Here is a 26193-nt window from a genome sequence, read left to right as displayed (position 1 = left end):
AAGCAGGAATGCTTATCGTCCGCACCTTATGTTCGAACAGGGACGCTCCGATGAAGAACCTTCTTTCCGCTTTCACCGCCCTCGTGGCTTTTGGCATGATTGCCGGCGCCGCCGAGGCCGCCGATCTGGTGCTTTATACCAGCCAGCCGAATGAAGACGCGCAGGCGACCGTCGATGGTTTTAAGGCTGCCAATCCGGGCCTCGACGTGCAGTGGGTGCGCGACGGGACGCCGCAGATCATGGCGAAGCTCAATGCCGAGATCCAGGCCGGCAATCCGGCAGCCGACGTCCTGCTGATCGCCGACACGGTGACGCTGGAGCGGATGAAGCAAGCCGGCCAACTGATGGCCTACAAGTCGCCGGAAGCTGCCAATTACGACAAGACACTCTACGACGCCGACGGCTTCTACCATTCGACCAAGCTGATCACCACCGGCATCATCTACAACACCCAGGCCGCGATGAAGCCGACCAGTTGGGCAGACCTTGCCAAGCCGGAGGCCAAGGGCCTCGTGACGATGCCGAGCCCGCTCGCTTCGGGTGCAGCCCTCATCCACGCACAGACGCTCGCCGGCGTGTCCGGCCTTGGCTGGGACTATTACAAGAACCTCAAGGCAAACGGCGCGATTGCCGCCGGCGGCAACGGCGCGATCCTGAAGTCCGTCGCTTCGGGCGAGAAGGCCTATGGCTTCGTGGTCGATTACCTGCCGATCCGCGAAAAGGCGAAGGGCGCTCCCGTCGAGTTCGTGTTCCCGAAGGAAGGCGTGTCTGCCGTGACCGAGCCGGCAGCGATCCTTTCCTCCACCAAGCATGCGGACAATGCCAAGAAGTTCATCGACTACGTGCTCTCCCAGAAGGGCCAGGAAGGTTTCCTGAAGCTCGGCTACATTCCGGCACGCAACGGCATGGCCGTACCGCCCGGTTTCCCGGCTCGCGAGACGATCAAGGTTCTGCCGATCAATGCCCCCGAGGCGCTCAAGAACTCCGAGAAGGACGTCAAGGGTTTCGCGGATATTTTCGGCATCAAAGGCTGATATAAGCGCCTCATGAGACAAACCCGAAATCGGGGAAACGGCCAGCCACGCTGGCTGTTTCCCTTTGTCATAACCGTGATCTTCTGCCTGAGCGTGCTGCCGCTCGGCCGGCTTGCCGCAACCGGTATCATGTCAGCCTTCCACGGCGGGGCGAGCGAGTTGCTGTCCGATCCGGGCCTGTGGCGGTCGGTCTATGATACGTTGTCGACCTCCTTTTTCGGCATGATCGCGGCCGTGGTCCTCGGTGGTGGGTTTGCGCTGCTGCTGACGCTATTCGACATCCGCGGCAAGGCTCTTCTCGGTTTCCTGTTCATGCTGCCGACGATGATCCCGCCGCAGGTGACGGCGCTGTCCTGGATTGGCATGACCGGGCCTTCGAGCGCGCTGCTGAAGGCGATCGGGCTGGCGCCGCCGCTCGGGTCGCCGCAGCCGCTCTATTCGATCGGCGGCATCGCGCTGCTCTACGGCGTGCAGAATGCGGCGCTCGTCTACCTGTCGCTCCGGGCCGGGCTTCTGGCGCTGCCGCGCGACGCGGTCGAGGCGGCGAGGCTTTCCGGCGCATCGTCCTTTCAGGTCTTGAAGGACGTCATCTTGCCCTTGTCACTGCCGGGTTTTGCAGCGGGCGCGGCCATCGCTTTCGTCTCCTGCGTCGGCAATTTCGGCATTCCGGCGATCCTCGGCATTCCCGCCGGAATCTACACGTTGCCGACCCTGATCTATTCAAAATTCGCCGCTTTCGGTCCTCGCACGTTCGCGGATATCTCCGTCCTGTCCGCCTTGATCGCCATCCTGTCGGTCGTCGGATTGATGGTCGAGGCACGGGTACTGCGCGGCCGAGACTATCGCGTCATCGGCCTGTCGGGACAGGTCGCGGTGTTCCGGCTCGGCGCCTGGCGCTGGCTTGCCGAACTGCTGCTGTGGCTGACGATCTTCCTGATCCTCGCCATGCCGCTGATCGCGCTTGTCGCAAGTTCGCTGGCACCGGCCTATGGCGTGCCGCTCAGCCCCGCGACCGTCACCATCAAGGCCTATGAGGAAATCCTCGTGCGCCAGGCGGCGACGCGCATCGCGTTCACCAATTCCCTCTCGCTCTCGCTTGCCACCGCCTTCGGTCTCCTAGTGGTGACGGTGCTGACTGGCTATTTTTTGGTGCGCAGCAAGAGCCGCTTTGTCGGGCTTATTTCGGCGCTTGCGGAAATTCCCTACGCGCTGCCGGGCATCGTGCTGGCGGTCGCCTTCATACTGCTGTTCGCGGCACCCATTCCGGTGATTGGCATCTCGATCTACGGGACGATTTGGATCATCCTGATTGCCTATTTTTCGAGTTTCTTCGCGGTCAGCCTCAAACCCGTCGTCAGTGCCTTCCGACAACTCGATCCTTCGCTGGAGGAGGCGGCTCGGCTTTCCGGCGCGGGTTTTACGCGCCGGTTGGCCGATATTCTCGTGCCGCTGGTTGCGCCGGCTGCCGGCGCTTCGGTGATCCTCGTGTTCCTGATCGCCTGCAACGAACTGACGGTCTCGGCACTCCTCTGGTCGGCAGGCACGCAGACGCTTGGCGTGCTGATCTACAATCTCGATGACAGCGGCAGCTTCAACATCGCCGCCGCACTTTCGGTCCTCGTGGTCATCATGGTGATCGCGATGATGGTGGTGCTGGAACTGATGGCGAAACGGCTGCCGAAAGGTGTGGTACCGTGGCGAAGCTGATCCTCAACCGCCTCTCCAAGACGTTCGACCTGGGTGGGCGGGCGGCCGTCAACGACGTATCGCTGACGGTGCGGGAAGGGGGCTTCCTGGCGCTGCTGGGACCTTCCGGCTGCGGCAAGACGACGGTACTTCGGATGATCGCCGGCTTCGAACAGCCGAGCGACGGTTCGATCCTGCTCGGCGAGCGGGTGTTGGCGGATGCGGGTGAGATGGTGCCGCCGGAACATCGCAACATGGCGATGGTTTTCCAGTCCTATGGGCTCTGGCCGCATATGAGCGTGGCGGAGAATGTCGGTTATCCGTTGAAGGTGCGCGGCATTTCCGGCGAGAAGCGCGACCGCAAGGTCAGGGAAGCGCTCGCCGCCGTCCATCTCGAAACCTATGCGGACCGACGCCCGGCGGATCTTTCCGGCGGCCAGCGGCAGCGCGTGGCGCTCGCCCGCTGCCTCGTCACCGAACCTGACGTCGTGCTGCTCGACGAGCCGCTTGCCAATCTCGACCGGCATTTGCGCCAGGAAATGGAAGAGACGTTTCGCGAGTTTCATGCTCGGTCCGGCGCAACGATGATCTATGTCACCCACGACCAGGCGGAAGCGATGGCGCTAGCGACCGACGTTGCCGTGATGTCCGAGGGCCGGCTGCTGCAGGTGGCGACGCCCGAGGAAATTTATGCGCGGCCGGAGGGCCGGTTGGTAGGTGGCCTCGTGGGGCAGGGGGCGATCCTCTCGCTACCGCCACCGTTCGGTGACAGGCGGCTTTTCGACTGGCCCGCCATGCAGGAGATCCTCGCCGGACTGGCACAGGAACCGCGTGCCGATATCCTCGTCCGTCCGCAGGACGTCGAAATTGCGGCGGAAGGACAGGTGGCCACGGTTCTTTCGGTGCTGTTCGAAGGGGAGCGCTATGCGCTGCGCCTTGCCCTACCGGACGGACAGGCACTGCGCGCCTTCAGCCGCCAGCCGGTCAAGGTCGGCGATGGTTTGTCGATCGTGATCCGCGCGGCCTGGAGATTGTAGCCAAGCGTCGCCATGGTTATGGTGTTGGCAAGAAAAGGAATCCCTCTCATGTCACTGCGTCTCGGCACCTTCAACATTGAAAATCTGATGACGCGCTTCGATTTCTCCGGCTGGCGCAACCAGCTTCGGCAGGACCGGGTGCTGCGGCTCTACGACGTGCAGGACAAGGCCGTCTACCAGCAGCTCGAGCAGGCCCGGATGATCGCCGAGACGGACGACACGCGGCAGCTTTCGGCGCTGGCGATCGTCGACGCGGATGCCGACATCCTCTGCCTTCAGGAGGTCGACAGCATGCCGGCTCTGCAGGCCTTCGAATATGGCTATCTCTACCGCATGGTCGGCAACGGCTACCGCCAGAAATATCTGGTTGAGGGCAATGATTCGCGCGGCATCGACGTCGCTGTGCTGATGCGTGAGGAGACCCGCAGCGGCGAGAAGATCGAGGTGCAGGACGTGCGCAGTCACGCGATGCTGACCTATCAGGATCTCGGCCTTTTCAACGACGAACTGGCGCTCAGCAACCAGGCGCATGACAAGATATTCAAGCGCGACTGCCTGGAATTGGAGCTGACGATCGGGGGCAAGCCTTTCTCGCTGTTCGTCGTGCATTTCAAATCCATGGGCAATGCCCGCGACGGCCAGGACGGCCGCACGGGCACGATGGCGATCCGCGTGGCGGAGGCGAAAGCGGTGCGCCAGCTCGTCGAGCGCCGTTTCGGTAAGGGCCGAACGGCGGACAAGAACTTCGCCATCTGCGGCGACATGAACGATTATCAGGAAAAGGTGCAGGTGATCGGCACCCGCCGCGAAGGTTATCGCTTTGAACCACGGCGCGAGGAGGTCAGTGCACTGAATGTCTTCACCGACGACAGCTTCGTGGTGAACCCGAGTACGCGCCGCGACGTGATGGATCGCTGGACGCTCTATCATGCACGCGGTCCGGAGGAGCAGCATCTCTGCCAGCTCGACTATATCTGGCTGTCGCCGGCGCTCGCCGAGCACAACGCCGACAGCGTGCCGGAGATCATCCGCGGTGGCCAACCCTATCGCACCGTCTTTCCGCCCGGACAGGAAGTGGAACGGTTTCCGCGCATCGGCTGGGACCGGCCGAAGGCATCGGACCACTGTCCCGTCGTGATGTCGCTGGAGCTTCGATGACCATCCAGACGATCAGCGACTGGCCGCCTGAAAATACCGTCTTCGAAGTCGAGGCTTTCGATCTTTCGGTCCTGCCCGGAGCGCATCCCATCTACGTCGCGCACCGGAACGATATCGAGGAGAACTGGGCGCGGGAATCAGCGGCCAATCCGCATCTCTTCAATGGCCAGATGGTGCTGCAGAACAGGCTTTCGTTTCGCGACGGCGTGATCATCGGCGAAGCGCATGTCATCCCCTATTCGACGCTCTTGTGGTGGCGGAAACAGCCTGATCCCGCCGGCGCCTTCCATCTCTTCGGCTTTGCCGTGCCCGTTTCGTCCGACGGGGCGATCATCGCCGTCCGGATGAGCGAAAGGACCGCCAATCCGGGCCAGGTCTATTGCGCTGCCGGTTCGCTCGATCTTCTGGACATCGTCGAGGGCAAGCTCGATCTCGAGGCCAATATGCGCCGCGAAGTGCGGGAGGAAACCGGCCTCGATCTCGTCGAGGCGAGGGCAGACCGGCAGCTCTTCGCCAGCTACAGCGGGCACCGGGTCGTCGGTTTCCGCTTCTATCGCTTCGATCTTACGGCGCAGGAGATGCTGGCACGCATCGCCGAGCATATGGTGCATGACGAGGAAAAGGAGATTGCCGGAGCCGTGGCGATCCGCTCGGCCGATCGCGGTGCGCATCCCTACAGCCCGTTGATGTTCCCGATTCTCGACCTGTTTTTCGGTCATTCGAAGGACTGAACAGGGTTGCTTTGAGCCGACCGGTCGGGCAGTTTGGCGCCATCGAAACACGAGGAGGTGTGGTTGGCCCGTCGCTACAGCATCTATGATGTCTTCACCGATAGACGACTTGCCGGCAATCCGCTGGCGGTAATCGTCGATGGAGACGACCTTGCCGACGAGACAATGCAGGCGATTGCCAGGGAGATGAATCTCTCCGAGACGGTGTTCGTCCAGTCTTCCGCGAATGCCGCCTATGCAGCCCGTCTGCGCATCTTCACGCCGGGCCGCGAATTGCCTTTCGCCGGGCATCCGACCGTCGGAACGGCGGTGGCGCTCGCCGAACTCAATCACGGGTCTGGTGGGCAGCTCGACATGGACCTTGTCTGCGTGCTGGAGGAAAATGTCGGCCCGGTGCGCTGCGCCGTGCGGTTTCGTGCCGGCGAGGCGGGGTTTGCCGAATTCGACCTGCCGCGAAAGCCGGTGCGGATCGAGCTTCCGCTCGACCGACAGGGGCTCGCCGATGCGCTCAGCGTCAAATCGACGGATATCGGTTTCGAGAACCATGTCGCCTCCATCTGGAGCGCCGGCGTGCCTTTCCTGATGATCCCGCTGCACAATCTGGCGACGGCCCAGAATCTCGAATTCGACACGGCCTTGTGGGAAAAGGCGGCGCCGTTCGTCGAGGGCTCGCTTGCGTCGGCCTATGTCTATTGCCGCAGCGGCGTAAATCATCAGGCGAAGTTCCACGCCCGGATGTTCTCGCCCGACATGGGGATTTCCGAGGATCCGGCCACGGGCGCTGCCGTTGCCGCACTCTCCGGCGCGATCCGGCATTTCGATGCGCTGCCGGATGGCCATCACCCGGTGCTGGTGGAGCAGGGGGTGGAGATGGGGCGTCCGTCCCTGATCCATCTGCATATCGACGTGAAGGAGGGAGAGATCGCCAGGGCCCGCATCGGCGGCCAGGCAATCAAGGTTGCGGAAGGCACGCTCTATCTTTGAATTTCGCCGTCTTGTCGGCGATTGCGATATTGTGACGCATTAAGACTTTGAAACTTTTCGTTTTTGCGTCGCCTATTGAGCTGCGGAGAGGTTTCCGTCAGGGGCAAAATCCGACCTCATGGATTTTTTGCCCGGTCGGGCGAATAATTTTAGCCGAGCCGCTGGACAAGCCGAACGATCCCCTTTATACGCCCCTCACACCGCTGGCGAGCACGCCTCGCACAGATGGTTCTTGGGTGATTAGCTCAGTTGGTAGAGCAGCTGACTCTTAATCAGCGGGTCGTAGGTTCGAGCCCTACATCACCCACCATTTATCTTTCGGATTCGATTAGTCTATTTCCGGTGGCTGGGCTCGGCCCTGTGTTGCAGTAGGGCAGTTAGCGAGTGCCGGAATATGCCCCTTCGGGAACGCAAAATCCCGAAAAACTTCCGAAGGATTTGGTTCTGCTAACATCGCGCCTGGCGCGGAATCGACGAGAACCCATCGACCCTTTTTGATTGATGAAGCTCGGAAGATTGAAAACGAAAAGTAGGCGACGGGCTAACGTGCGGAGCGCCCATCTGCGAAGTCACGCACTTCCGATTTACAGGAAAATCTGCATTCGAGCATCGGGCGAATTTAAGGGTGACCTTTTTGTCGGAACTGCTTGCTCGCGCCATATGTGCACGGATCAAGAAGCCGTGGTTGTAGCCGACCTTGCTTCCAGCACCGTCTATCTTGCTTGGAAGCCGTCTGGATAAAAGATCAAAGTGAACCCGACCGCAAAGATGTGGCCGGAAAAGGCGAAGGCTGAACTCCGTCAGTGGGCAGCGAAATGGAAATGACGGGACAATTCGGTCCAGCGGAATTCGATTACCGCTGGACGATCACCTGCGTCCCCGGCTGGACCATCTCGTAAAGCTCCTCGACATCCTCGCGGTACATCCGAAAGCAGCCGCTCGATGCATTGGTGCCGATGGAGGAGGGGTCGTTGGTGCCGTGGATGCGAAGCAGCCCGTCAGCAAGATAGATCGCGCGGGTTCCAAGCGGATTGGCCGGGCCGGGCTTCACGACTGCCGGAAGCGTTGGATTTTTCTGCCGCATGCTGGCCGTCGGCCGCCATTCAGGATGCGATCGTTTCGATACGACCCGAGTTGTTCCGTACCACTGTTTGCCCTCACGGCCGACGGCAATGGAGTAAGCGAACTGCTCGCCCCATGGCGTCGTGTCGATAAGTGTATGTTCGCGCGTGCGATGATGATGGTTCCTCTCGCGCTTCGTGTCGATGGCTCCCGACGTTCTTGCAAAGGTTCCCGATACCCAGGTTCTGGCTCGTAACAGGGAGGAGGGGGATAGGGGCTGTAAGGGTCATCATAGCCACAGCCGTCGTATTCATCGTATCCATCTTACGGCGCGTAAACTTGGGCTTTGGTATGCACCGCTGTCTGAAAGAGGGCCGCAGCAAGGAAAACCAGCAATCTCATTCTTCGCCATCCGCTTGTTATACAGGCATGATTCGGCGGAATTCTGTGTCGGCACTATGGCGGGTTCGATCTGGATTTCACGGTGTCTTTCATCGCTCCCTAGAAGAGCCGGTAACCAGTCGAACGTGTTGCCGCCACAGGTATAAAGAAGTTCCGAATCATCTTAGACCGTTAAAACCTGAGATTGTTCCAGGGTTCCGGAGGCTGTTGCGGATGAGTTCACTAGGCGTTGACCCAGAAATCGGTTCCTCCACACAAAACGCAGAGTGGGGCGATACCTCGGCGGAAGAATGGAAATCATTCCTTCTTGACGAGATGGAGGCCACTAAAAACGCCTATTACGCGAAACCGCCGCTGCTCGTACGTGACTACAATGCGGAGAAGGCCACCGTTCAAGACTACGCTGATCGAGAGTTATTGGAGTTGGTGCAAAACGCGGCAGACGCGGCTACGGAAATTGGGGGCGACGGTCGGATCAGAGTTGAGATCAAGAAAAATGGTTTGCTGGTTGCTAACACAGGTCAGCCCTTCAGAACGACCGGCGTCCGGTCTTTGATGACATCACACCTTAGCGACAAGCCTGCAAGGCAGCGATCACTGATTGGAGCGAAAGGTCTTGGTTTCCGATCAATCTTGAATTGGACCATGGAGCCGATTGTTCTGAGCGGAGCATTGCAACTGGCGTTTTCGGCTCAGCATTCCGCCACTGTCTTGTCGGAAATGTCTGCCCTGCATCCCGAATTCGCGGATGCATTGGGAGATGTTTCACAACGCGTGGCACCCATCCTACCTTTTCCTGCGTTCGGCAATCAATTTGATCGGGCGCTTGCGTCAGGCCATTCAGCTGAGCTTTTAAGTAGGGCCATCAGCGTCAAAGAGGATGGCTATGACACAGTGATTGCGGCTGGCTTTTCAAACGAAAGTTCATTCGCGAGAGCCGCTCAGCAGGCGGCCGAATTCCGACCGGAGTTCCTTTTGTTTGTTCCTTCGCTTCGACAGATCGAGATTTGCGTTGAAGGTCAAGTGGATCAACGATGGACCAAGTCTAACGTTTCCCGCGATGTCTGGACCTTGGAGATCGTGGCCGGGCACGAGGTTAGTTCACAGAAATGGATATGCAGGCATTCAACGGGCGAAATTCCTCGACTGCCGGATGCCGGATCGGAAGCAGCTACTCGCTACGAGGCCTCTGTTGCGTTCAGAAGCGACGAACCGAGCAAGCCAGGCATGCTCCATTGTTTCTTCCCAACAAGTACGCAGATGCCTCTCCCTGCATTGTTTCATGCGACGTTTGAAGTAACCTCAAATCGGAAGCAGCTCCAAGATGCTTCGAAAGTGAACGTACATGTGTTGGAAAGGCTTGCGGAATTGTATGCTCATGCGGTCTCCGACCTGGTTTCAGCAGGAAGGATGAATGCGCCACTCGGGTACCTTTCGGCGTCGGGGGAGTTTCCGCCCGCCCTGAAGGTGTTCGAAACACATCTGTACTCCATAGCAGGTAGATACCCGGTTATTCCGACATTGGATGGAAGCTTCGTCGATGCCTCACAGACGAATATTGGCCCCGAGGGCTATGGTGTCTTTTTTCCGCCTCGCTTGTTTCCGAAGTCGGCCAACTGCAAAACGTTTAGAGAAAGAGCGCTGCTCCAGTTGATCGGCGTTTCTCAACTTGAAACCGGAGCCACCTTGTCGAAGCTGGCAAGGATGGACCTGACGCTTGAAGAGCGAGCCGACGTGATTGTCGGCTTAGCCAAGCAAGGCAGTTCGTTCTCCGGTTCCCGGAGTTTTCTTATCGATGAGAGTGAACGCCCATTTGGCAAGAGGAATTCATGTTTTCCTCCGCCCATAGGGTCGAAAATGCCTACGCTACCCCGTTGGGCCCAGAGGCGGTTTATGCACCCCGGGCTTTGGCAGCTGATCGTGAGCAAGCTCGAATTATCGAGACGTGACATCATCGCCAAACTTCGGAATTTCAATATCGAAGAATACAATCTCGACGGGGTGACACGCTCACTGGTGAGACAAGCTGAAGAGTTGATCTCGCGGCACCCAGGAAGTGAGGACAGTGTTCGAACGGAGACCCTACAAACTCTTCAACGACTTTATCGGCGTGAAGGTGAGAACCGGCCAAAGTTTCCGCAATTGCGCGTCAAGGTGCGCACGCAAGCGAACGCTTGGAGCGCCGCTGACGAAGTTCATCTGTCGGAGAGCTATGGTCTCGAAGGCCGGATCAATCAAGCGCTTTACGTCAGCCATCCTGAAGTCCTTCTGGAGGCTGCTGATCCGAGCCTATTCATTTTAGACGAGCTGCAGGCCTTCTATGAGTGGATAGGAGTAAATCGATGGCCTCGAATGGTGATGCAAGAAACGCCTTTGTCCATGCGAGCCGCCGTCTTAGCGTCCCTCCCGGAGCAAGTGACGGTGACAGACGGCTTCACCATGCAAACAATACCGCGTGGCGAACTAAGTTGGACACACACCGCCAAGTTTGCAATGCAGACGATTGACCGGCTCGATGGCATTTTAGCCACTGCGAATGGGGATTCCATTTTGGCGTGGGTCGCCAGAGACCCTCGATTTAGTGCGATCAGTCCCGCGACGTTTTCACTGAAGCTGCAGGCGAGGAGGTCTAACTCAAATTATCGACCTTACGACGGCCCCTTACCTGATCCGGTTCGCTGGCAAATTAAGAATGTTGCCTGGCTCTCGTGCACAGATGGGAAGCGTCGGCCTCCAATCCAAACTATGCGGGATGCAGCCCGGCTTCGGGGAGTTTTCGCTCAGCCAACGAGGCCTGCCGAAGGATCAGAGGATACTCTCGGATTAGACGATGCTGCTTGGGCGAGGGCGCTCTTAACGGTCGGGGTTCCGACCAACATTGATGATCTCACTGAAGCTCAAGTGTTTACGCTGCTCACCGAGCTTAAGGATCGAGGGCTGGAACCTGATGTGGTCCGCCGCCTTTACATGCAGATTCTGGAACGCGAGATTTTTCGCGCGGATCAAGCTCCTAGAGAGAAAGCTTCGTTCGAGAGAGGCGGCTATGTTCAATGCCGTCATAGGGGTCAGTTTGCTTGGGTTAAGGTGGCTGACGCTTACTATGCTGATCGAGACGGGCTACTGGCCACGGCCCGAGATCAACTTGCCTTGATTGACCTTCCAACTCGGCGAAATGCAACAAATGTGTTCAATCGTTTTTGTGTTGCCCCACTCAGTCGGCAGGGTCTCGTAGTAAGCGTCGTTTCAAAGCTTGAGGCACGTCAAGCTACGGATTTGATTGCTCACAGATTCAGTTCCGCACGGCCGTTTATCCGCGCGTACAGATCACTGATTGCGCCGGATGCCACTGCGATTCGTCGATTTGATCGCCTGTCGGTGTTAGCGGTTTCAAAACTTGATATCGAGATCAATTTGGGAGGTGGGGCATATCGAGGCGAACTTCCTGCGTGGTCTCATTTGATTGAGCATGAGCAACTTATTGTAATCGTGGACGACACGATGGATGCTCAACAGTTGCTATTGTTAGCATCTGAGGCGATTGGCGACGGTCTCGCCGACATTTTCGAAGTACAGAGCGGAGCAGATTTTACAAAACTGCTTTCTCCTGAGCAAGATTCGACAAGACGGCTACTGCTTCACCGCATGCTGCCAAACTTTTCCGATGCAGAGGTGGACGCGCTGTTTGAAGACCAAGTCGAACCTGTTGATACAGTTTTATTTAATCTCACTTTGCTCGAAAATCCGAACCCGAATCCACCGCCGAACCCACCCAATGGCAATGGCTTACCAACGGAGTCCGCAACTGCCAGCGGGTCGCCAACGACCCCAATGACGCCAACGCCCCCAAGTGGCAATTTGCCTTCGCATGAAGCGCGACGATCTCCGGATGCTGTGACAGCGCAAACTATTGCCAATCCACCCTCTGCAGCGACGGGGCGAAAACTCGACATCCGTGTCAGTAGTGGTGGCGGCTACTATAGCTCGGGTTGGTCAAGTGACGTTGATAACTTCAAAGCGGTTGATGCAGAAGAATGGGCCGTATTATTTGAGAAAAGCGAAAAACGCTTCCCGTTGAAAGTTGCTCATCTACAGGGAAGCGCAGCCTTCGGATGTGATGTTCTCTCGTTTCAAAGCCAAGAAGAGTTTGAGCTTTTCAGGCTCGATGGTGATCGCCGACGGATTGCCCGGTTTATCGAGGTTAAATCTGGCGGCGTGCGCCTTACCGAAAACGAGACGCGTTGCGCGAGGCAGGTCAAGTCGAGATTTTTCATTTATCGGATTGTGTTTCCGGACACATCGCGCACGACAGCGACGCTAACCTGCATTCAGGACCCACTAAGATATGCCTCAGCACTCGCTCGCGAACTGAGCATCGACATTGATGAGGTCGCTGACCGAACCACCTTCAGTGTTAGCGCGGTTGAGTCAGTAGAATATGGCGAGGAAGGCGTCCATTGAGCTGGATCAGCTTGCGCAGTTTTCATGAAGCGTCAGCACGAAACCGCTAAACTCTCAGCTAAGGCTGGAACGTCGGTTTCAGGAAGATTGTGGCGGCCGAAGCTTCGATCCGTAAGGGTCGTCGGTGTCTAGCTGTATAGTGAAAAAAGGGAAGTTCCGGGCAGGAAACGCCTGAGTCTGGCCCTGAATTTAAAGATGAAGAAGGCATTTAATGTCGAATGTTTGCTATCAGTGCTTCGGGGACGATGACCTCCGTTTCTTGATCCGAATGCACGCGGGCCCTCGCGGCTGTTATTTCTGTGGGCGGAAAGACGCTGCCACGATGCCCCTTGATGACCTAGCGGAATTCATTCGTGAGCGAATAGAGGGGTCATATTCGAAAGCCGCAGATGACCTTCCATATGAGTCCAGGGAAGGCGGTTATCAGGCTTGGAATATTGATAGCTGGGACATGATCGGCGACGAACTCGCCCTCGATCTTCCTCGTGACAGTTCTGGCAGCTTGTTCCAAGCGCTCGTCGATGGAATTGGTGACGATCAATGGTGCAAATACGATTGGCTGGTGCTCGAACCGGACGAAAGCCTTCGTTTTTCATGGAGCCGGTTCTGTGAGATCGTCAAGCACCAGCGTCGCTTCTTCTTCCACAACATAAACAAGTCTGATGGCTTTGAGCCCGACCAACGCTCTCCGCTAGAGTTCCTTATCGATGTTTGCGGCCACGCACAGAGCCTTGGCCTTATACTTGAAAAGCCAACCAGCCTCGCCCTTTTTAGAGCGCGACCACGGGAAGCCAGACGTCCATTTTGGACGCCTGCCGAATTAGGGCCGCCACCCGAGGAGTATGCGACCCAATCGAACCGCATGAATCCGCCAGGAATTCCAATGTTCTATGGAGCGGACCAACAAAAGCTTGCGGTAGCGGAAATCAGGAACACGATGGCGTCGGTCGGCCGATTTGAAACGACACGGCCGGTCCGAATATTGGACCTGGCATCACTGCCAAAAGTGCCCGGGTTTTTCTCAATGGCTACTCGTATGGATCGATTGATCCTTCGCTTCCTCCGGCAGTTCGCGAAATTGATCATACAACCGGTGGAACGAAATGATCGCGTGAACGTCGATTACATCCCGACCCAGGTTTTCACGGAGTTTCTCCGCGACTTCGAATTTGACGGCGGTTGCATAGATGGGCTGCGTTATCGAAGCGCGACTGGTGAAAAGGGTACGAACTACGTGTTGTTTGCAAACCAATCTGACGTCTTCGACGCCGTGACGCCTGAACCTTCCGAGCAGTCAAATCCGTGGCTTCGTTTGGTCGGGGTCAAACAGATGAGAATATAGGTCTAACTCGTTCCGAATCGTAGCGATCAGTTTGGGATTTTCGTTGGCGCAAAGTTTCCGTCGCGATGCGAACTTCAGAAAAGACGGCACTTTTCCTTCAACCGCTGAATCCACGGCGGCGGCTTGAACTCTGCAATTTGAGAGTAAAAGAATGGCGAATCCTCAAAGAGCCGCCTTTGCTCACCGTAAAATAGCCGCTCGTACGGCTGTCCGCCGTAGTCGAAATGGAGGTAGAGGTGCGGCTTGTGATAAAAATTGTCGCCATCGGGATTGAATGACTCGATTACTTCGTAAGGCACTTCAGCGAGAAGGATCACCTTTATGACGTCATCTGGCCCGTCGAGCTGATATTCATGCCAATTGTCATCTGCGCCCTGCTTCAAGTACGTCCATCTAAGCCCAAGCAGGATGCCGCGTTGATAGGTTCCCATGAAGCCCACGCGAAACCATGACGAGATGCCGCTCCCCTTTTCTTCGACGTCGGGATAATGATCGAGGCGGGCGACGTCATGCACGATGACATCCGTGCGATAGCTGTCACGAGCGGTCCTCAGGAAAAAATCCTTAAAGACTGGCCCCCATTTGTCGCGCAACTCGATCTTCTTTTCCGGCGTCAGTTTCCGACGACTCCCACGACCAAGCGGAAGGTCCTCAACATTGGTCACAATCCCGACGACGCCCGCTATCAGGGCGATGACTGGCTCGAAACCTGGGTCGTAGTAGGCCCAGAGGCCGAAGCCGACGAGGGCGGCCCAGGAACCAACGTGGACGATAGAATTTCTAAGAAGCGACATCCCAATGACCTCGTGCGAGCTTAAATCCGGATGTCACGCGCTGCTTGGTCAAGTGAAGTAACGGTTATCTCTCGGCCTTGAAGGGCGACGTGCCGTTGTTCTCCAGTGGCCCCAACCGGCCAAAGTGTGATGCTGCTGTGTCGCGTCATGTGGATGCCGATAGGAATTACCAAGTCCATAGGAGACTGCAGCAAAGCCCGTTTTGCTCGCTCGCTCAATGGGCGTGCTCCCCTGGGCCATTGCTGCACCGTGGTGTGTTACCAACAGAAAATCGGCGGGAGCTTTCAAGCTCATTGGGATATTTGAATAGTCTGCGTCGCCGGATAGCAATGCCTCGGTACCACTCTGCAGTTTCGCGCGTAACGCCAAGCCGGTGTTGTTCGCATTCCTGGGCGAACCCTTACATTCTGCTATCCACATGTGCGAGCCGTTGAACGTTTTACCCGCTGGCCAAACGAACAGATTGCCTTTTTTTGCAATTGCCATGGCAAGACGTGCAGCCCCAGGTCCAAGCCTTTGGCTCGGCACAATCCATTTAGCGTCTAGAAGCTGCTTGATGCTGAAGGCGGCGTGCAGATGATCCCAATCCCAGTGGGAGAGCACAACCACCTGTTCGTTCGCGAATGTTATCCCAATCGACTTCGGAGCCGTATGGGCATTCCAAGAAACTGGTAAGCCGGTGTCGAAATGGAGATACGATTGCTCGGCATCATTGAGAAACGATGCGAAACTGGCCTGACCCACGTCACGGATAACAATTTTTTCGGGCGGTGGCACCGCTTGCAGGATTTGTTCAATAAGGGTCCAATCCGTCCCCACTGTGAAGCGGTTTGAAAGCTCGGCGATGCTTGTCGGTAACGGCTCTTTCGCTACCGCTGCGCCAAGAGACCTTGGCGAGGGACCACGAGGCGGTTCCAAGGGATCGAGCAGTGGTCCGCCACCGGTCGTCGACATTCTGCTTTGTGCATAATAACCGTCAGGCCCCATTTGGGCCTGCCAGGTCATCAGACCGGGACCCTGTGGTTCGATCCTCAGTCGAAACCATGTGCCTACGGCCGGAGGAGCGCCCAACACTTCTTCGAAGCGCCTTCTTGTAGTAATGATACGGATCAAAGCGAATGGCAGATGAGAAGACTCAGTAAACAATCTCTCCTCGACATCCGTTATTCCATCAACCTTTTCCGCATCGATTCCGTCAAACTCAATTGATGCACGCTTGTATTCGCTATCGCTCAAATAATCGAGGCGCGTAAGCCGCACGTAGAGGACGCGTGGAAAATCTGCCTCGCCTGGCCGCGATCTTGGGATTTTGATAAACAACTTTAGCTCACTTAATCATTTCCCGTAACGATTGCACAATCCGTTGACTGAATGTCAACAGCGACTATTGGACTCAAGAAGATTCACGCGAAAAGATGTGAGGCAGGGCCGCAATCAAGTTATTCATCATGAAGAAAGCACATTTAAACCTGCCGCTGACGGCGCTGTTTAGTCACCTCATCAGCCTTAGCGTTGCATCGGCCGGAACCGGCGTTCTTCAAAGGGTTCGCAGAGATTAGGCCGACTTCACTGGATGAAAGTCCCTCTTGCGAGAGTTGATCCATTCGACTTGTGGAGTATGCATCATGGCCGATGAGCCGAATGATCGACTGACGATAACATTTGCAGGTTTTGAAGCGTCTCTGTTTGGTCGGTTTCCTATATGCTTCGGTATAGTTGCACTATGCTTGTTGGCGTTGATTGCAGAATGGCAAAGCTGGATATAGCAGCCCGTCCGACCAATTTCTTGTGAGATCGCATCGGTGCGGCGAACTCGCATCTGGCGTTTAGGAAACCGGCATTCCCGTTCACGGGCTTCATTGGGGTTGGCGGGCCTACCATGATGACCGCTGGCCAAGTCTGGCCGTGGTCCCATCAAGGTGGCAAAGCAATGGCATTTACGCCGAATGTGCTCGCGCCGTTATACCGAGGGCGGGGGGGTGTCTCGCACTTGCCGAAGCGCTCGACTGAAGAAATGGCGTGTTGCTTTGTTCCGAGCATCGGCGTCGGAGAGGACGATGTTTCGCATTTCGTTATCGCGCTGGAACATCCGGATTGCACCCTGAAAAAACGCTTGCGCAAAGGCGGTGTAGACCACGTCAGGAGGATTGTTGCGGAGCATTTCCGAGAGGTCGGCATCGAGGATTTCATTGTTCACGGATTCAAAGCGGATCATGTCAGATTCCGTGAATTGCGTGCCATGCCGCTCGTTGAATGCCTTCACAATCTCGGAAAGTTCTTTCCGCTCATCTTCGGTATATGGCTTCGCGCCGAACTCGCTGATGGCTTTGAGCGGCATTCGGTCGCCTGCCGAAAGTGAAGCGTCGCTCTGCTCCTTCTGCTCTACCTTGAACTTTTGAAGGCGGAGCATGTCGTCGGTAATCTCAATTTCCGGTGGAATTTCCCGATTGGGAAGAAGTCGAGAAAGCCACCCGCCATAAGCGGACAATTTCTCTAGGCTCGTATCCTCCAGCTTCATGACCTGGGAGATAAAGCTGTAGAAGCGCATGTAGCTCCGCAAAAGTTGGCGGAACTCTTCCTGCCGCCCCTCGTCGTCGTCTGCCTCGAAGCGAGCGACAGCCTGGCGGACAAGTCCTTCAAGACGGGCACGGTCGCCGCCGTCCAACAGCCCTTTGAAATAGGTCTGCGCGAAGCGCTCGATCTCCTCCTTGTCGAGATAGCCGAATTTGAAGAGGCGGCCTTCGAGGGCGTAAACAAGGTTAGGGTCGGAATTGGCCTCCAGTGCCGTGACCTCATAATAGGGGCGGAAGGCGTTCTGAATGTCCTCGATAGTATTCTGGAAGTCGAGAATGAAGGTCTGGTCTTTCCCCGGCCTCGTGCGGTTCAAGCGCGAAAGGGTCTGAACGGCTTGCAAGCCCGCCAGTTTGCGGTCAACATACATGGCACAAAGCTTCGGCTGATCGAATCCGGTCTGATATTTTTCGGCGACGATCAGGATTTGGTATTGCTCGGGATAGGCCGTACCATCGGGCTTGAAACCGTCGAAGCGGCGAGGAAGCTCTGTCTCGGCGAAACCGTTCATGTCCGCCTCAGTGTATTTCTCGCCGTCTAAGGGGAGTTCGCCCGAAAAAGCGACGAGGGCGCGTAGATCGGTATAGCCTCGCTGTGCGATGTAGTCTCGCACGCCTAAGTAATAGCGCAACGCGTGATCACGGCTGCTGGTGACGATCATCGCTTTCGCCTGCCCATCTAGCAGCCTGGCGACATGGCGACGGAAGTGCTCGACGACGATCTCGACCTTTTGACCGATGGCGGTGGGGTGAAGGTTGGCATAGCGGGCGACCTTACTCTGACCACGCCGTCCGCTCAGTTTCGGGTCGTCCTCCACCGCCTTTTCAAGCTCGTAATAGGCCTTATAGGTCATGTAATTCTGGAGCACGTCCAGAATGAAGCCTTCCTCGATTGCCTGACGCATGGAATAGAGGTGGAAAGGATGCGGCAAGCCCTCCGGTCCCTTGGTGCCGAAACGCTCCAACGTGACGTTACGCGGTGTCGCCGTGAAGGCGAAAAAGCTGATATTCGCCTGCGGGCCGCGTGCCTTTTGATAGGCGGAAATAATATCTTCGATGTCGTCGCTGGAATCGGCTTCGCGGGTTAGCGCATCAGTCATGGCTTGCGCGGTCGCGCCCGATTGACTGCTATGAGCCTCGTCAACGATGACGGCGAAGGTGCGGCCCGACTGGCCGGAAATCTCGCGCAAATGCTCGGTCGAAAATTTCTGGATGGTCGTGACGATGATGCGTACGCCGCTAGCTATGGCTTCCTTCAACTGGCGGGAAGTGCCGTCAATCTTGCGCACAATGCCCTGCACCTGCTCGAACTGCGAGACAGTGCCTTGCAACTGGCGGTCAAGCACGATGCGGTCGGTGACAATAATTGCAGTGTTGAATACGGCCTGGTCCTGCGCGTCATGCAAGTTGATGGCGTGGTGGGCAAGCCATCCGATGGTGTTGGATTTGCCCGAACCTGCAGAGTGTTGAACGAGATAGTTCTGGCCCGTGCCGAACGTCCGAGCATGGCTCATCAGCTTTCGCACCGCGTCAAGTTGCTGAAAGCGGGGAAAAAGCATGACTTCTTCCCGGCCGGTCGTGTCGAGGTGCATGAAGCGCCCGATGATGTCGAGCAAAACGGGACGGGAGAGAATTGCGTCGCCCCAAGTGCCGGAGCGATAGAGATAGGCTACACGAAACTCGCCCTCTACATCGGGATTGCCCGCCCCGCCGTCACGGCCACGGTTGAAGGGCAGAAAGCGCGTGCGCCCATTCTGCAGCCGCGTGGTCATGGATACGTTGTCTTCATCCAGTGCGAAATGCACCAAAGCGCCCCGCTTGAAGGTCAGCAAAGGTTCCCCGGCGGGCGAGCGGTCCTTGCGATACTGTTTTTCGGCGTGGCGAAAGTTTGAGCCGGTCAGAAGATTCTTGGCCTCCAGCGTGGCCACGGGAAGACCATTGAGGAAAAGTGCCACGTCCAGTCGATTGCCGTGGCGTTCACTATATTCCACCTCCTTCATGACTGAGAGAATGTTGGCCTCATATTCGGCTACGCGCTTTGGCTCCAGGGCGCTCGCAGGACGGAAATAGCAGAGCGTGAATTTGATGCCAGGGACGATCTTGATGCCCTGCCGCAGCACGTCCAGCAGCCCTCGATCCTTGAGCGCCTTTTCAAGCTGCTTGAAATACGTCACCTCGGCGGAAGTCGAATAGTGCCGTTCCAGCTTCGCCCATTCCTCGGGCTGGGTGCTCCGGACAAACCGCAACACAAGCGCCTTGTCCATCGAATGGGCACGGTCGTAATCGGTCCGGGGGTCACGTTGCTGATAGCCCTCGCCCGCGACAAGCTGGACGATCAGGTGATCTTGAAGAACCTGCTCCTTATGGGCGTTGTGGGCAGCATGTGCGGTCATGCGAAAGCCTCCTCAATCTGGTCCAGACAGCGGTCGGCGCGGCCCTTCTGACCCCACGTCGCCACGTCGACCTGACCAGTAACGGCGGCGGTGATGAGTCCGGAACGGAGTTCACGAAGTCTATTTATCGAATTTGAAACCCTATCCGTCAGAGTGCGATATTTCTTATCCGACAGTTCTAATTCGGAAATGATCTTTATGGCCTCGTTTTTTTCAGGGGCAGGAACTGTTAAATTCCCGAGGTCTTCCATTGCAAGATTAGGCTGCGCAGACTGAACACTTGTTAAGCGTATTTCTTGCTGCACTCGCCTTGTCTGTATCGCTACTGAAACGATGGGGGCTAAATAAGGCTTCCAAAGCCTGATGAATGATATAGCTTGATTTGTATTAGCGGGAATCTGAACTTTACGTATTACTGCCGATTTTCCCGTGGTTGCACCTGCGATTACTACTAGAACATCATTCTCTTCAAGAGCAGAACGCGCCATAATCTGGTGGGTCTCATCTGATATAAAATGTTGCGGGCTATCTGTAACGATACCGAACCAGATGTTTTCTGCCCTAAGAAATCTCACGCCTTCTGATGCCATCTCCGCACCAAGTGTTGACGGAGTAGTTCCTTTCGAAATCGTTTTAGCAAGGAACTTGAGCTTTGATGCCTGCATCAAACCCTCGTCGACGCGACCGAAAAGCATCTTGTCTGTTTCCACGGCTCGCTTCTCATCAACCAGTACCACCAAGCGCTGCTTCTTCTCGATCAACTGGTCAATCCGGGCGGTCTCGCGATCGAGGAAATCGGCAATGGATTTTTGGGTTTGCGCGTCGGGGGTTGCGAGCCATTCATTCGGAAAGTCAGAGAATTTAACAGACTGACGAACACCCCCGCCAAGCGAATAGTAATATTTTGCCAAATCGAGGGCGAGGAGCGCGTAGGCCCAAAACCTCGGGTCACTATCCTTGTCTACTTCCAAGGCATCATAAGCGGAAGTGATGATGCCGCGCTGCATAACCAAGCCTTGGCGGAGACTGCGCTTGTCGTTCTGCAAATCAGTCAGCCGCATCACGATGTTACCCGGCTCTACGATCTGATAGGTTTCAAAGCTCTCCGGTAACAACCCTTCGGCAGAGTCAATGTCTTTCCGGATGATGCGGCCATAGCTAAGGGAAAGCAGGTTATTCTCCCGCATACCCGTGTTCTTTGTGCCCTTACGGACACGAAATAGATTGTGAAGCTTGTTCAATCGCCAGTCGGTCGGGGGTGTGGTCCCGTGAACGCGTTCTTGCAATGTAATCACGCCACAACCTCTCGCAGCAGCCCAGCGATTTCCGCTTCCAGCGCCTTTAACTCCGCATCGATCTCCTCAAGCGAGCGCGGCGGAACGTAGCGGTAGAAATAGCGGTTGAAGTTGATCTCGTAGCCAACTCGCCCAATCTCGCGGTCGCGTGCGTCGCGGTAGCTTTCATCGACCCATGCGCCGGGGACGAAGGGGGTGACTTCCCGCGCCACATAGTCGCGCCAATCCTCTTTGAGCGGCACAAGTTCATGGTCGCGCAGGTCGGTGTCCGGCTCGGGATACCCGTCCTTATCGATGCAGATGTCGGCACCCTCGTCGCGCTCGGAGAGAGCTGCGAGGATGGCTTTTTTGACAGGACCGCCGATTTTGACGGCTTCAGCCTTCAAAGCCTTGGCCAGGGCTTTCTCGAAAGCATCACGGTTTGTGAAGCGCTTGTCACCAAGGGAGAGCAAGACAACCTCAATCTCCTCCCGCTCGTCTTCCGAGAGGCGTATGAAGGTCCTGTCGTCACGAAACCTTGCAACGCGGTCGGCGCTCGCCTGAAAGTTCAGGCGCAACGGGTGCTCGACGCGGATTTCGCGATAGCCGAAATCCGTGATGTCGAAGATTTTGGCAACGTCGCCTTCCCCGCTCCCGCCGTTGAGGAAGCCCTCGTAAATGCGCACAATGTCGGCGCGGGCCTCGTCGGGAATCTCGCGGCGCTTGGAGCCAAGCGACTTGCGGATGGGCTTCCAGAACCGCTCGCCCGATGCGTCGATTAATTGCACCTTCCCTTGGCGGCTAGCGGGCTTGCGATTGGTGAGGAGCCAGACATAGGTTTGGATGCCCGTGTTGTAGAAAAGGTCGGTGGGCAGGGCCACGATTGCCTCGACCCAATCGTTTTCGAGCATCCATCGGCGGATTTCACTTTCACCGGAGCCTGCCCCTCCGGTGAAGAGCGGGGAGCCGTTCATGACGATGCCAATGCGCGATCCTTCCTCGTCGTCGCGCATCTTGGAGATCATGTGCTGGAGGAAGAGAAGCTGCCCGTCCGATATACGGGGCGTTCCAGCCCCGAAGCGGCCGGAGAAGCCGAGCGTGTCGGACTCCTCCTTGATCGGCTCTTGGTATTTCTTCCAGTCCACGCCGTAAGGTGGGTTGGACAGCATATAGTGGAAGCGCTTGTCCTTGTGCGCGTCCTGCGTAAGCGTGTTGCCAAAGGCAATCTGTTCAGGATCGTGGCCCGTCACCAGCATGTCGGATTTGCAGATGCCGAAGGATTCACCGTTGATCTCCTGCCCGAACAGCTCGACTCGGATCGACGGGTTGAATTCCTTCAACGCTTCCTCGGTCAGCGCCAGCATCCCGCCCGTTCCGCACGCCGGGTCATAGACCTGCCGAATGATGCCACGCTTGGTGAGCTTGGTGTCGTCGTTGGCGATCAGCAAATCCACGATTAGTCGGATGACCTCGCGAGGAGTGAAGTGCTCGCCTGCCGTCTCGTTGGAGATTTCCGAGAAGCGGCGGATAAGCTCCTCGAAGAGGTAACCCATCTCAATGTTCGTCACGCGGTCTGGGTGCAAGTCGATCTCGGTCATACGCTGGAACACATTCCAGAGGATGCCGCCGTCTTTGAGTCGCTTGAGCTGGTCGGTGAACAGGAATTTGTCGAGAAAGATGTCGCGGACGTTGCCGGAAAACTTCGTGATGTAATCCACAAGATTCTGGTGAAGCTGGCCGGGGTCTTGACCCTTGAGCGTGGCGAAGGTGAAGCGAGACAGGTTGTAGACTTTCACGTTGCCGCCGACCGCGCCGAACAAGATCATGTCGCGCGTGGCCTCGTCCACGCCGTCGGGCAGGGTCTTGGCGGCATCGAGCACCTGGGGTTTCGACGCTTCAAGGATGCAATCGAGGCGGCGCAGCACAACGAAGGGGAGAATAACCTTCCCATATTCCGACTGCTTGAAATCGCCGCGCAATATGTCGGCAACAGACCAGACAAAACCGCCCAGCGAGCGAATTTCTTCCCTTTGCATCATTCACCTTTACTCGTCTCGGCACCCTTTACCGGGTTCGCTTCGTGTCCCGTATATCCCTTGCGGGCTCATCGCGTCTCGTTTCATTTTTCAATCAGACCACAATCTCTTTACGAAATATTCCTGCCCGAGCTACTGGGCAAAAGGCTTTGAAAGTCAGTGGGTGCTGGTCAACGTCGAATACGTTGTTGCCACCATATAAGGTCACGCCTTCTGCGGGATTGTAGGTCTAGATAGAGTCCCGCAAGAGCGCGTCTATTGGCGAAGAGAGACGTTGGTTTTGCTTTGGCCGGGCCAGTACTGTTCTAATTGAGCCGCATTCAAGGAGGTTGGCCTGGTCGACTGATTAGAATAGGTCATCAAACAAAGATGGCTCGTCGCGGCGAGCGGTGATTGCCTTATGTTGGCCAAGGATGGCATCGAGTGCATCGGCCTTAAGCGGCTCTGCTAGCTTATTCTCGTTGTATTCAAGAACCCTTACGACCCGGCGGTTTTTAGGTCTTCCGTCGATTATCTGGCACGCCCACTGGACTTTGAGATTATCCAGGACGTCTACATGGAGGTCCTTCTTTTTAACCAGTGACCAGAACTCCGCGTCGTCTATTACGAAGTAGCAATCGCGTCTGGATTGATCCTTGCCTTTCCAATGCCGAACCCGCTGATCATCCTCGTCCCAGTTGGGGGAGGTGACATAAATGCTCTCGATTGAGACGGTCCATTCTGGAGGCTCGTCCTCCTCTGGCATTCGCGAAGGCTTTTGAGCCCTTTCGGCGAACGAGCTTCGTGGGATCGTAAAAACATCGTCTGGCGTAAACCCAACGCGGCCAACATCACCATCGTGGATACATGCGGCGTAGAATTCCGCCCGGGCATCTAACGCGTCGGTTAGCCTGCCCACGCCCATGCCGATCTTCTTGAGTTCGCTCGTGTCCTTTTCCAGAACACCCCGCGTCATCGCCACCACAATGGAGGCGCTAAGCTGACAGGCTGCCTTGTGCTTGGCCGGTTTGCCTTCTGAAGAAATGGCCACATAAGCCTTCTTGCCTGTTTCTTGGTTGGCTTCTCCGAACTCCTTTGCCCATTCGGCCGGAGACTTACCAGTTAGCCCGTCAATATACGCAGCTACAATGTCGCTGTCCAAAAACTGGATTATGCCCCATCCAATGCCAACCCAGATCGCTAGCTTTGTAAGAAAGCTTCCCTCATCTGGAGGAAGAACGATGAGTTCGTACTTCAACGATTTGTTGAACAGATTTTCGTTGAGGGATGCGACGACCTTGCGGGCGCTGTCGGCAGTCTGGATGAAGGTCTCCAGTTTTAGATGGTGCTCTTCAACATCAAAATGGAAATAGAGGTAGTCTGAGCCACCCTTCAAATCGTCGACTTTTGCCTGGTCCATCAGTAGTTCCCCACCTGAGGGGAGCGTATTCTGCGAGATGTACGAACGACAAGGAAATAGTCTTCACAGAGGAAACAACGCACAACTTATAGGCTCAATGACCGCCGTCTTCCGCAACGCGACCAGTTTTGCACGATTACTTGGTGAAGGTATGCGGTACGGGGTAGTCCAAAATCATCACCGACTTAGAGCGCCCCGTCGAAGCCCATCACCATTGGCATAAACAATCAGATGCCGTCGAAAGGAGCAGCACAGAGACACTCCGAACACGCATGAGTTGGCCCCAAAAAAACTATGTCCGGGAAAGCATAAATGCCGACGTGGGCACGAGTGTTCAGTTGAACTCCAGCTTACTTCACAGCAAGCGGCGAGAGGGTTCCCGCAAGAACGACCGTCCATGCGACAAAACCGACAAGGAAAATAGCGCTGAACCCCGCGAGCCTGAGCCATAGTTCCCAGGACGAGCCCACCTTTTCGTCGTCGGACTCCTCAAGAAAATAGGCTTTCGGACTGAACAGAGGCCGACCTGCGTCTGTGACCTTAAACCACAAAGTGATGAGCGGGTAGGACGCGAACGCCAGCACGACAATGGTTGCTGCCATGGTGATTTCGGTAGGTAACATTCTTTTTCTCTTTGAAAGCGTCCGAGGAACGGCGGGTCGGTGTTGACAAGGGGGCGATCAAAACAACCTTTTCATTATTGCATCTGAGTTTACAAAATGGCCTACTTTTCCAACGGTCTTGATCTGGCCTCCGACTTGTAGCCAGTCAATTTCCTTGACGAAGCTCAAAGAGAAGGTTGACAGTCGCTTTAGGGCTGCGGACGAAAGTGAACTCGATTTAGTCGCGAAACGTTGGATGTCTCATTCCCGGCGGTCGGGGCAGAACTTCTCTGCAATGACCGAGGATCATTCCTACGAAATCGCAGCCCCGCTCGTCGAGCATCGTGGCCGCCCGCACCGCGATCTCACTGAAGGTGACCTGTCCTGAATTGCCCAACGCTTCCGGCTACAGATCAATTACGAAGCTTGGGCGAAACCCAGACGTCCCCCGCTCGTCACCATACCCGTGCGGATTACATATCACCCTCGTCTTTGAAGCCATGTAATCTCTGAATCGGTGGACATGGCCGTGAATCCATACATCTGGACGTCGCCGCTGGATCAAATCCGATAGGTCGCTGACGAAAGCCGCCGACGTCGCTTGCCCGAAGAATCGTGGGTCCAAACTATTCATATGTGGGGCATGATGGGTCAGTACGACAGTACGACCGGAGAAGGGGATGCCGAGCGTTTGATCGATGAAACCTCGGCTAAACCTGTGCCGGGACAAAATCTCATTCGTCGTCACCATGCCGTTCTCATTTCCTTGCCTCTCATCCGACCGAAAGATTTCGAAGAAGTCGGCGATATTTGCGCGGACGACACTGAGGGCGAAACTTCGGCGCTCTTCAGGAGAGATGTGCTCGTCGTCACCGACCGAAACGGCGAAATCTGTCCACAGTGTCGCGCCGACGAAACGGCAATCGTCAATAACAGCGGTCTGATTTTCAAGCAGTTTTATACGGGTGCCTTCAACGAGGCGTCGCGACCGCTCAAGGGCGAAATCGATACTGGTGCCATAATAGTCGTGGTTGCCGAGAGTTAGCACCACAGGCATGTGGGGCTCGATGAAGCGCAGGATGTACGAAATGCTATCTACTATTGCATTCGTGATGTCGCCAGCGCAGATACAAACGTCGGCTTCTGGGACTAAGAGACCATTCCCCCACAAAGCGTCCATCCGCGTGTGATGGATATCGCTGATGATCCAAGCTCGCATATCTATTCCGTC

General features: G+C 56.3%; 16 protein-coding genes, 1 tRNA gene and 1 pseudogene. 9 read left to right on the top strand and 9 right to left on the bottom strand.

Annotated features, from left to right (window positions below):
- The first annotated feature begins 50 nt into the window (after positions 1-50).
- From RG540_RS10340 to RG540_RS10310, 7 genes are all read left to right on the top strand, one after another.
- Positions 51-1034, top strand: a complete 984-nt coding sequence (locus tag RG540_RS10340; RefSeq protein WP_038587397.1) for an ABC transporter substrate-binding protein — start codon at positions 51-53, stop codon at positions 1032-1034.
- A 12-nt stretch (positions 1035-1046) separates the two neighbouring features.
- Positions 1047-2741: an ABC transporter permease gene (locus tag RG540_RS10335; RefSeq protein WP_038587395.1), complete on the top strand. Its 1695-nt coding sequence runs from the start codon at positions 1047-1049 to the stop codon at positions 2739-2741.
- A complete protein-coding gene (locus RG540_RS10330; RefSeq protein WP_038587393.1) occupies positions 2729-3757 on the top strand; it encodes an ABC transporter ATP-binding protein in 1029 nt (342 codons plus the stop codon). The genes RG540_RS10335 and RG540_RS10330 overlap by 13 nt, the downstream gene beginning before the upstream one ends.
- A gap of 48 nt (positions 3758-3805) precedes the next feature.
- Positions 3806-4915: an endonuclease/exonuclease/phosphatase family protein gene (locus RG540_RS10325; protein WP_038587391.1), complete on the top strand. Its 1110-nt coding sequence runs from the start codon at positions 3806-3808 to the stop codon at positions 4913-4915.
- The gene (locus RG540_RS10320) at positions 4912-5646 is read left to right on the top strand and encodes an NUDIX domain-containing protein (protein WP_038587389.1); all 735 of its coding nucleotides are present in this window, start codon (positions 4912-4914) and stop codon (positions 5644-5646) included. The genes RG540_RS10325 and RG540_RS10320 overlap by 4 nt, the downstream gene beginning before the upstream one ends.
- 63 nt (positions 5647-5709) lie before the next feature.
- Positions 5710-6630: a PhzF family phenazine biosynthesis protein gene (locus RG540_RS10315; protein ID WP_038587387.1), complete on the top strand. Its 921-nt coding sequence runs from the start codon at positions 5710-5712 to the stop codon at positions 6628-6630.
- A 234-nt stretch (positions 6631-6864) separates the two neighbouring features.
- Positions 6865-6940: transfer RNA gene (locus RG540_RS10310), tRNA-Lys, on the top strand.
- 543 nt (positions 6941-7483) lie between these two features.
- On the opposite strand, the pseudogene RG540_RS10305 reads toward RG540_RS10310, so the two are convergent.
- Positions 7484-8094, bottom strand: a pseudogene (locus RG540_RS10305) (L,D-transpeptidase).
- Between the two features lie 213 nt (positions 8095-8307).
- Between RG540_RS10305 and RG540_RS10300 the strand changes: the two are divergent.
- The gene (locus tag RG540_RS10300) at positions 8308-12552 is read left to right on the top strand and encodes a sacsin N-terminal ATP-binding-like domain-containing protein (protein WP_038587385.1); all 4245 of its coding nucleotides are present in this window, start codon (positions 8308-8310) and stop codon (positions 12550-12552) included.
- Between the two features lie 322 nt (positions 12553-12874).
- Entirely contained in the window at positions 12875-13894 is a 1020-nt protein-coding gene (locus RG540_RS10295; protein WP_244446649.1) for a HEPN-associated N-terminal domain-containing protein, read from the top strand.
- A gap of 74 nt (positions 13895-13968) precedes the next feature.
- Here the strand turns inward: RG540_RS10295 and RG540_RS10290 are convergent, their stop codons facing one another.
- The 8 genes from RG540_RS10290 to RG540_RS10255 form a co-directional block, all read right to left on the bottom strand.
- Positions 13969-14688: a hypothetical protein gene (locus tag RG540_RS10290; protein ID WP_038587383.1), complete on the bottom strand. Its 720-nt coding sequence runs from the start codon at positions 14686-14688 to the stop codon at positions 13969-13971.
- Between the two features lie 48 nt (positions 14689-14736).
- The gene (locus RG540_RS10285; RefSeq protein ID WP_038587381.1) at positions 14737-16008 is read right to left on the bottom strand and encodes an MBL fold metallo-hydrolase; all 1272 of its coding nucleotides are present in this window, start codon (positions 16006-16008) and stop codon (positions 14737-14739) included.
- 640 nt (positions 16009-16648) lie between these two features.
- Positions 16649-19651, bottom strand: coding sequence for a type I restriction endonuclease subunit R (locus RG540_RS10280; protein WP_038587375.1), 3003 nt, complete (start codon positions 19649-19651; stop codon positions 16649-16651).
- A complete protein-coding gene (locus tag RG540_RS31110; protein ID WP_157884609.1) occupies positions 19648-20838 on the bottom strand; it encodes a restriction endonuclease subunit S domain-containing protein in 1191 nt (396 codons plus the stop codon). The genes RG540_RS10280 and RG540_RS31110 overlap by 4 nt, the downstream gene beginning before the upstream one ends.
- 104 nt (positions 20839-20942) lie before the next feature.
- Positions 20943-22964, bottom strand: a complete 2022-nt coding sequence (locus tag RG540_RS10270; RefSeq protein ID WP_244446648.1) for a type I restriction-modification system subunit M — start codon at positions 22962-22964, stop codon at positions 20943-20945.
- 343 nt (positions 22965-23307) lie between these two features.
- Positions 23308-24360 (bottom strand): hypothetical protein, encoded by a 1053-nt coding sequence (locus RG540_RS10265; RefSeq protein ID WP_038587373.1) that lies wholly within the window; start codon positions 24358-24360, stop codon positions 23308-23310.
- A 350-nt stretch (positions 24361-24710) separates the two neighbouring features.
- Complete coding sequence (locus tag RG540_RS10260; RefSeq protein WP_038587371.1) at positions 24711-24983, bottom strand: hypothetical protein; 273 nt, start codon at positions 24981-24983, stop codon at positions 24711-24713.
- 385 nt (positions 24984-25368) lie between these two features.
- The gene (locus RG540_RS10255; protein ID WP_244446668.1) at positions 25369-26142 is read right to left on the bottom strand and encodes a metallophosphoesterase; all 774 of its coding nucleotides are present in this window, start codon (positions 26140-26142) and stop codon (positions 25369-25371) included.
- Between the last annotated feature and the right edge of the window lie 51 nt (positions 26143-26193).

It is taken from the genome of Neorhizobium galegae bv. orientalis str. HAMBI 540, from assembly GCF_000731315.1.
GTDB classification, from domain to species: domain Bacteria; phylum Pseudomonadota; class Alphaproteobacteria; order Rhizobiales; family Rhizobiaceae; genus Neorhizobium; species Neorhizobium galegae.
The sequence above is the reverse complement of the archived record's forward strand: the minus strand, read 5'-3'. Positions and strand labels throughout refer to the sequence as shown.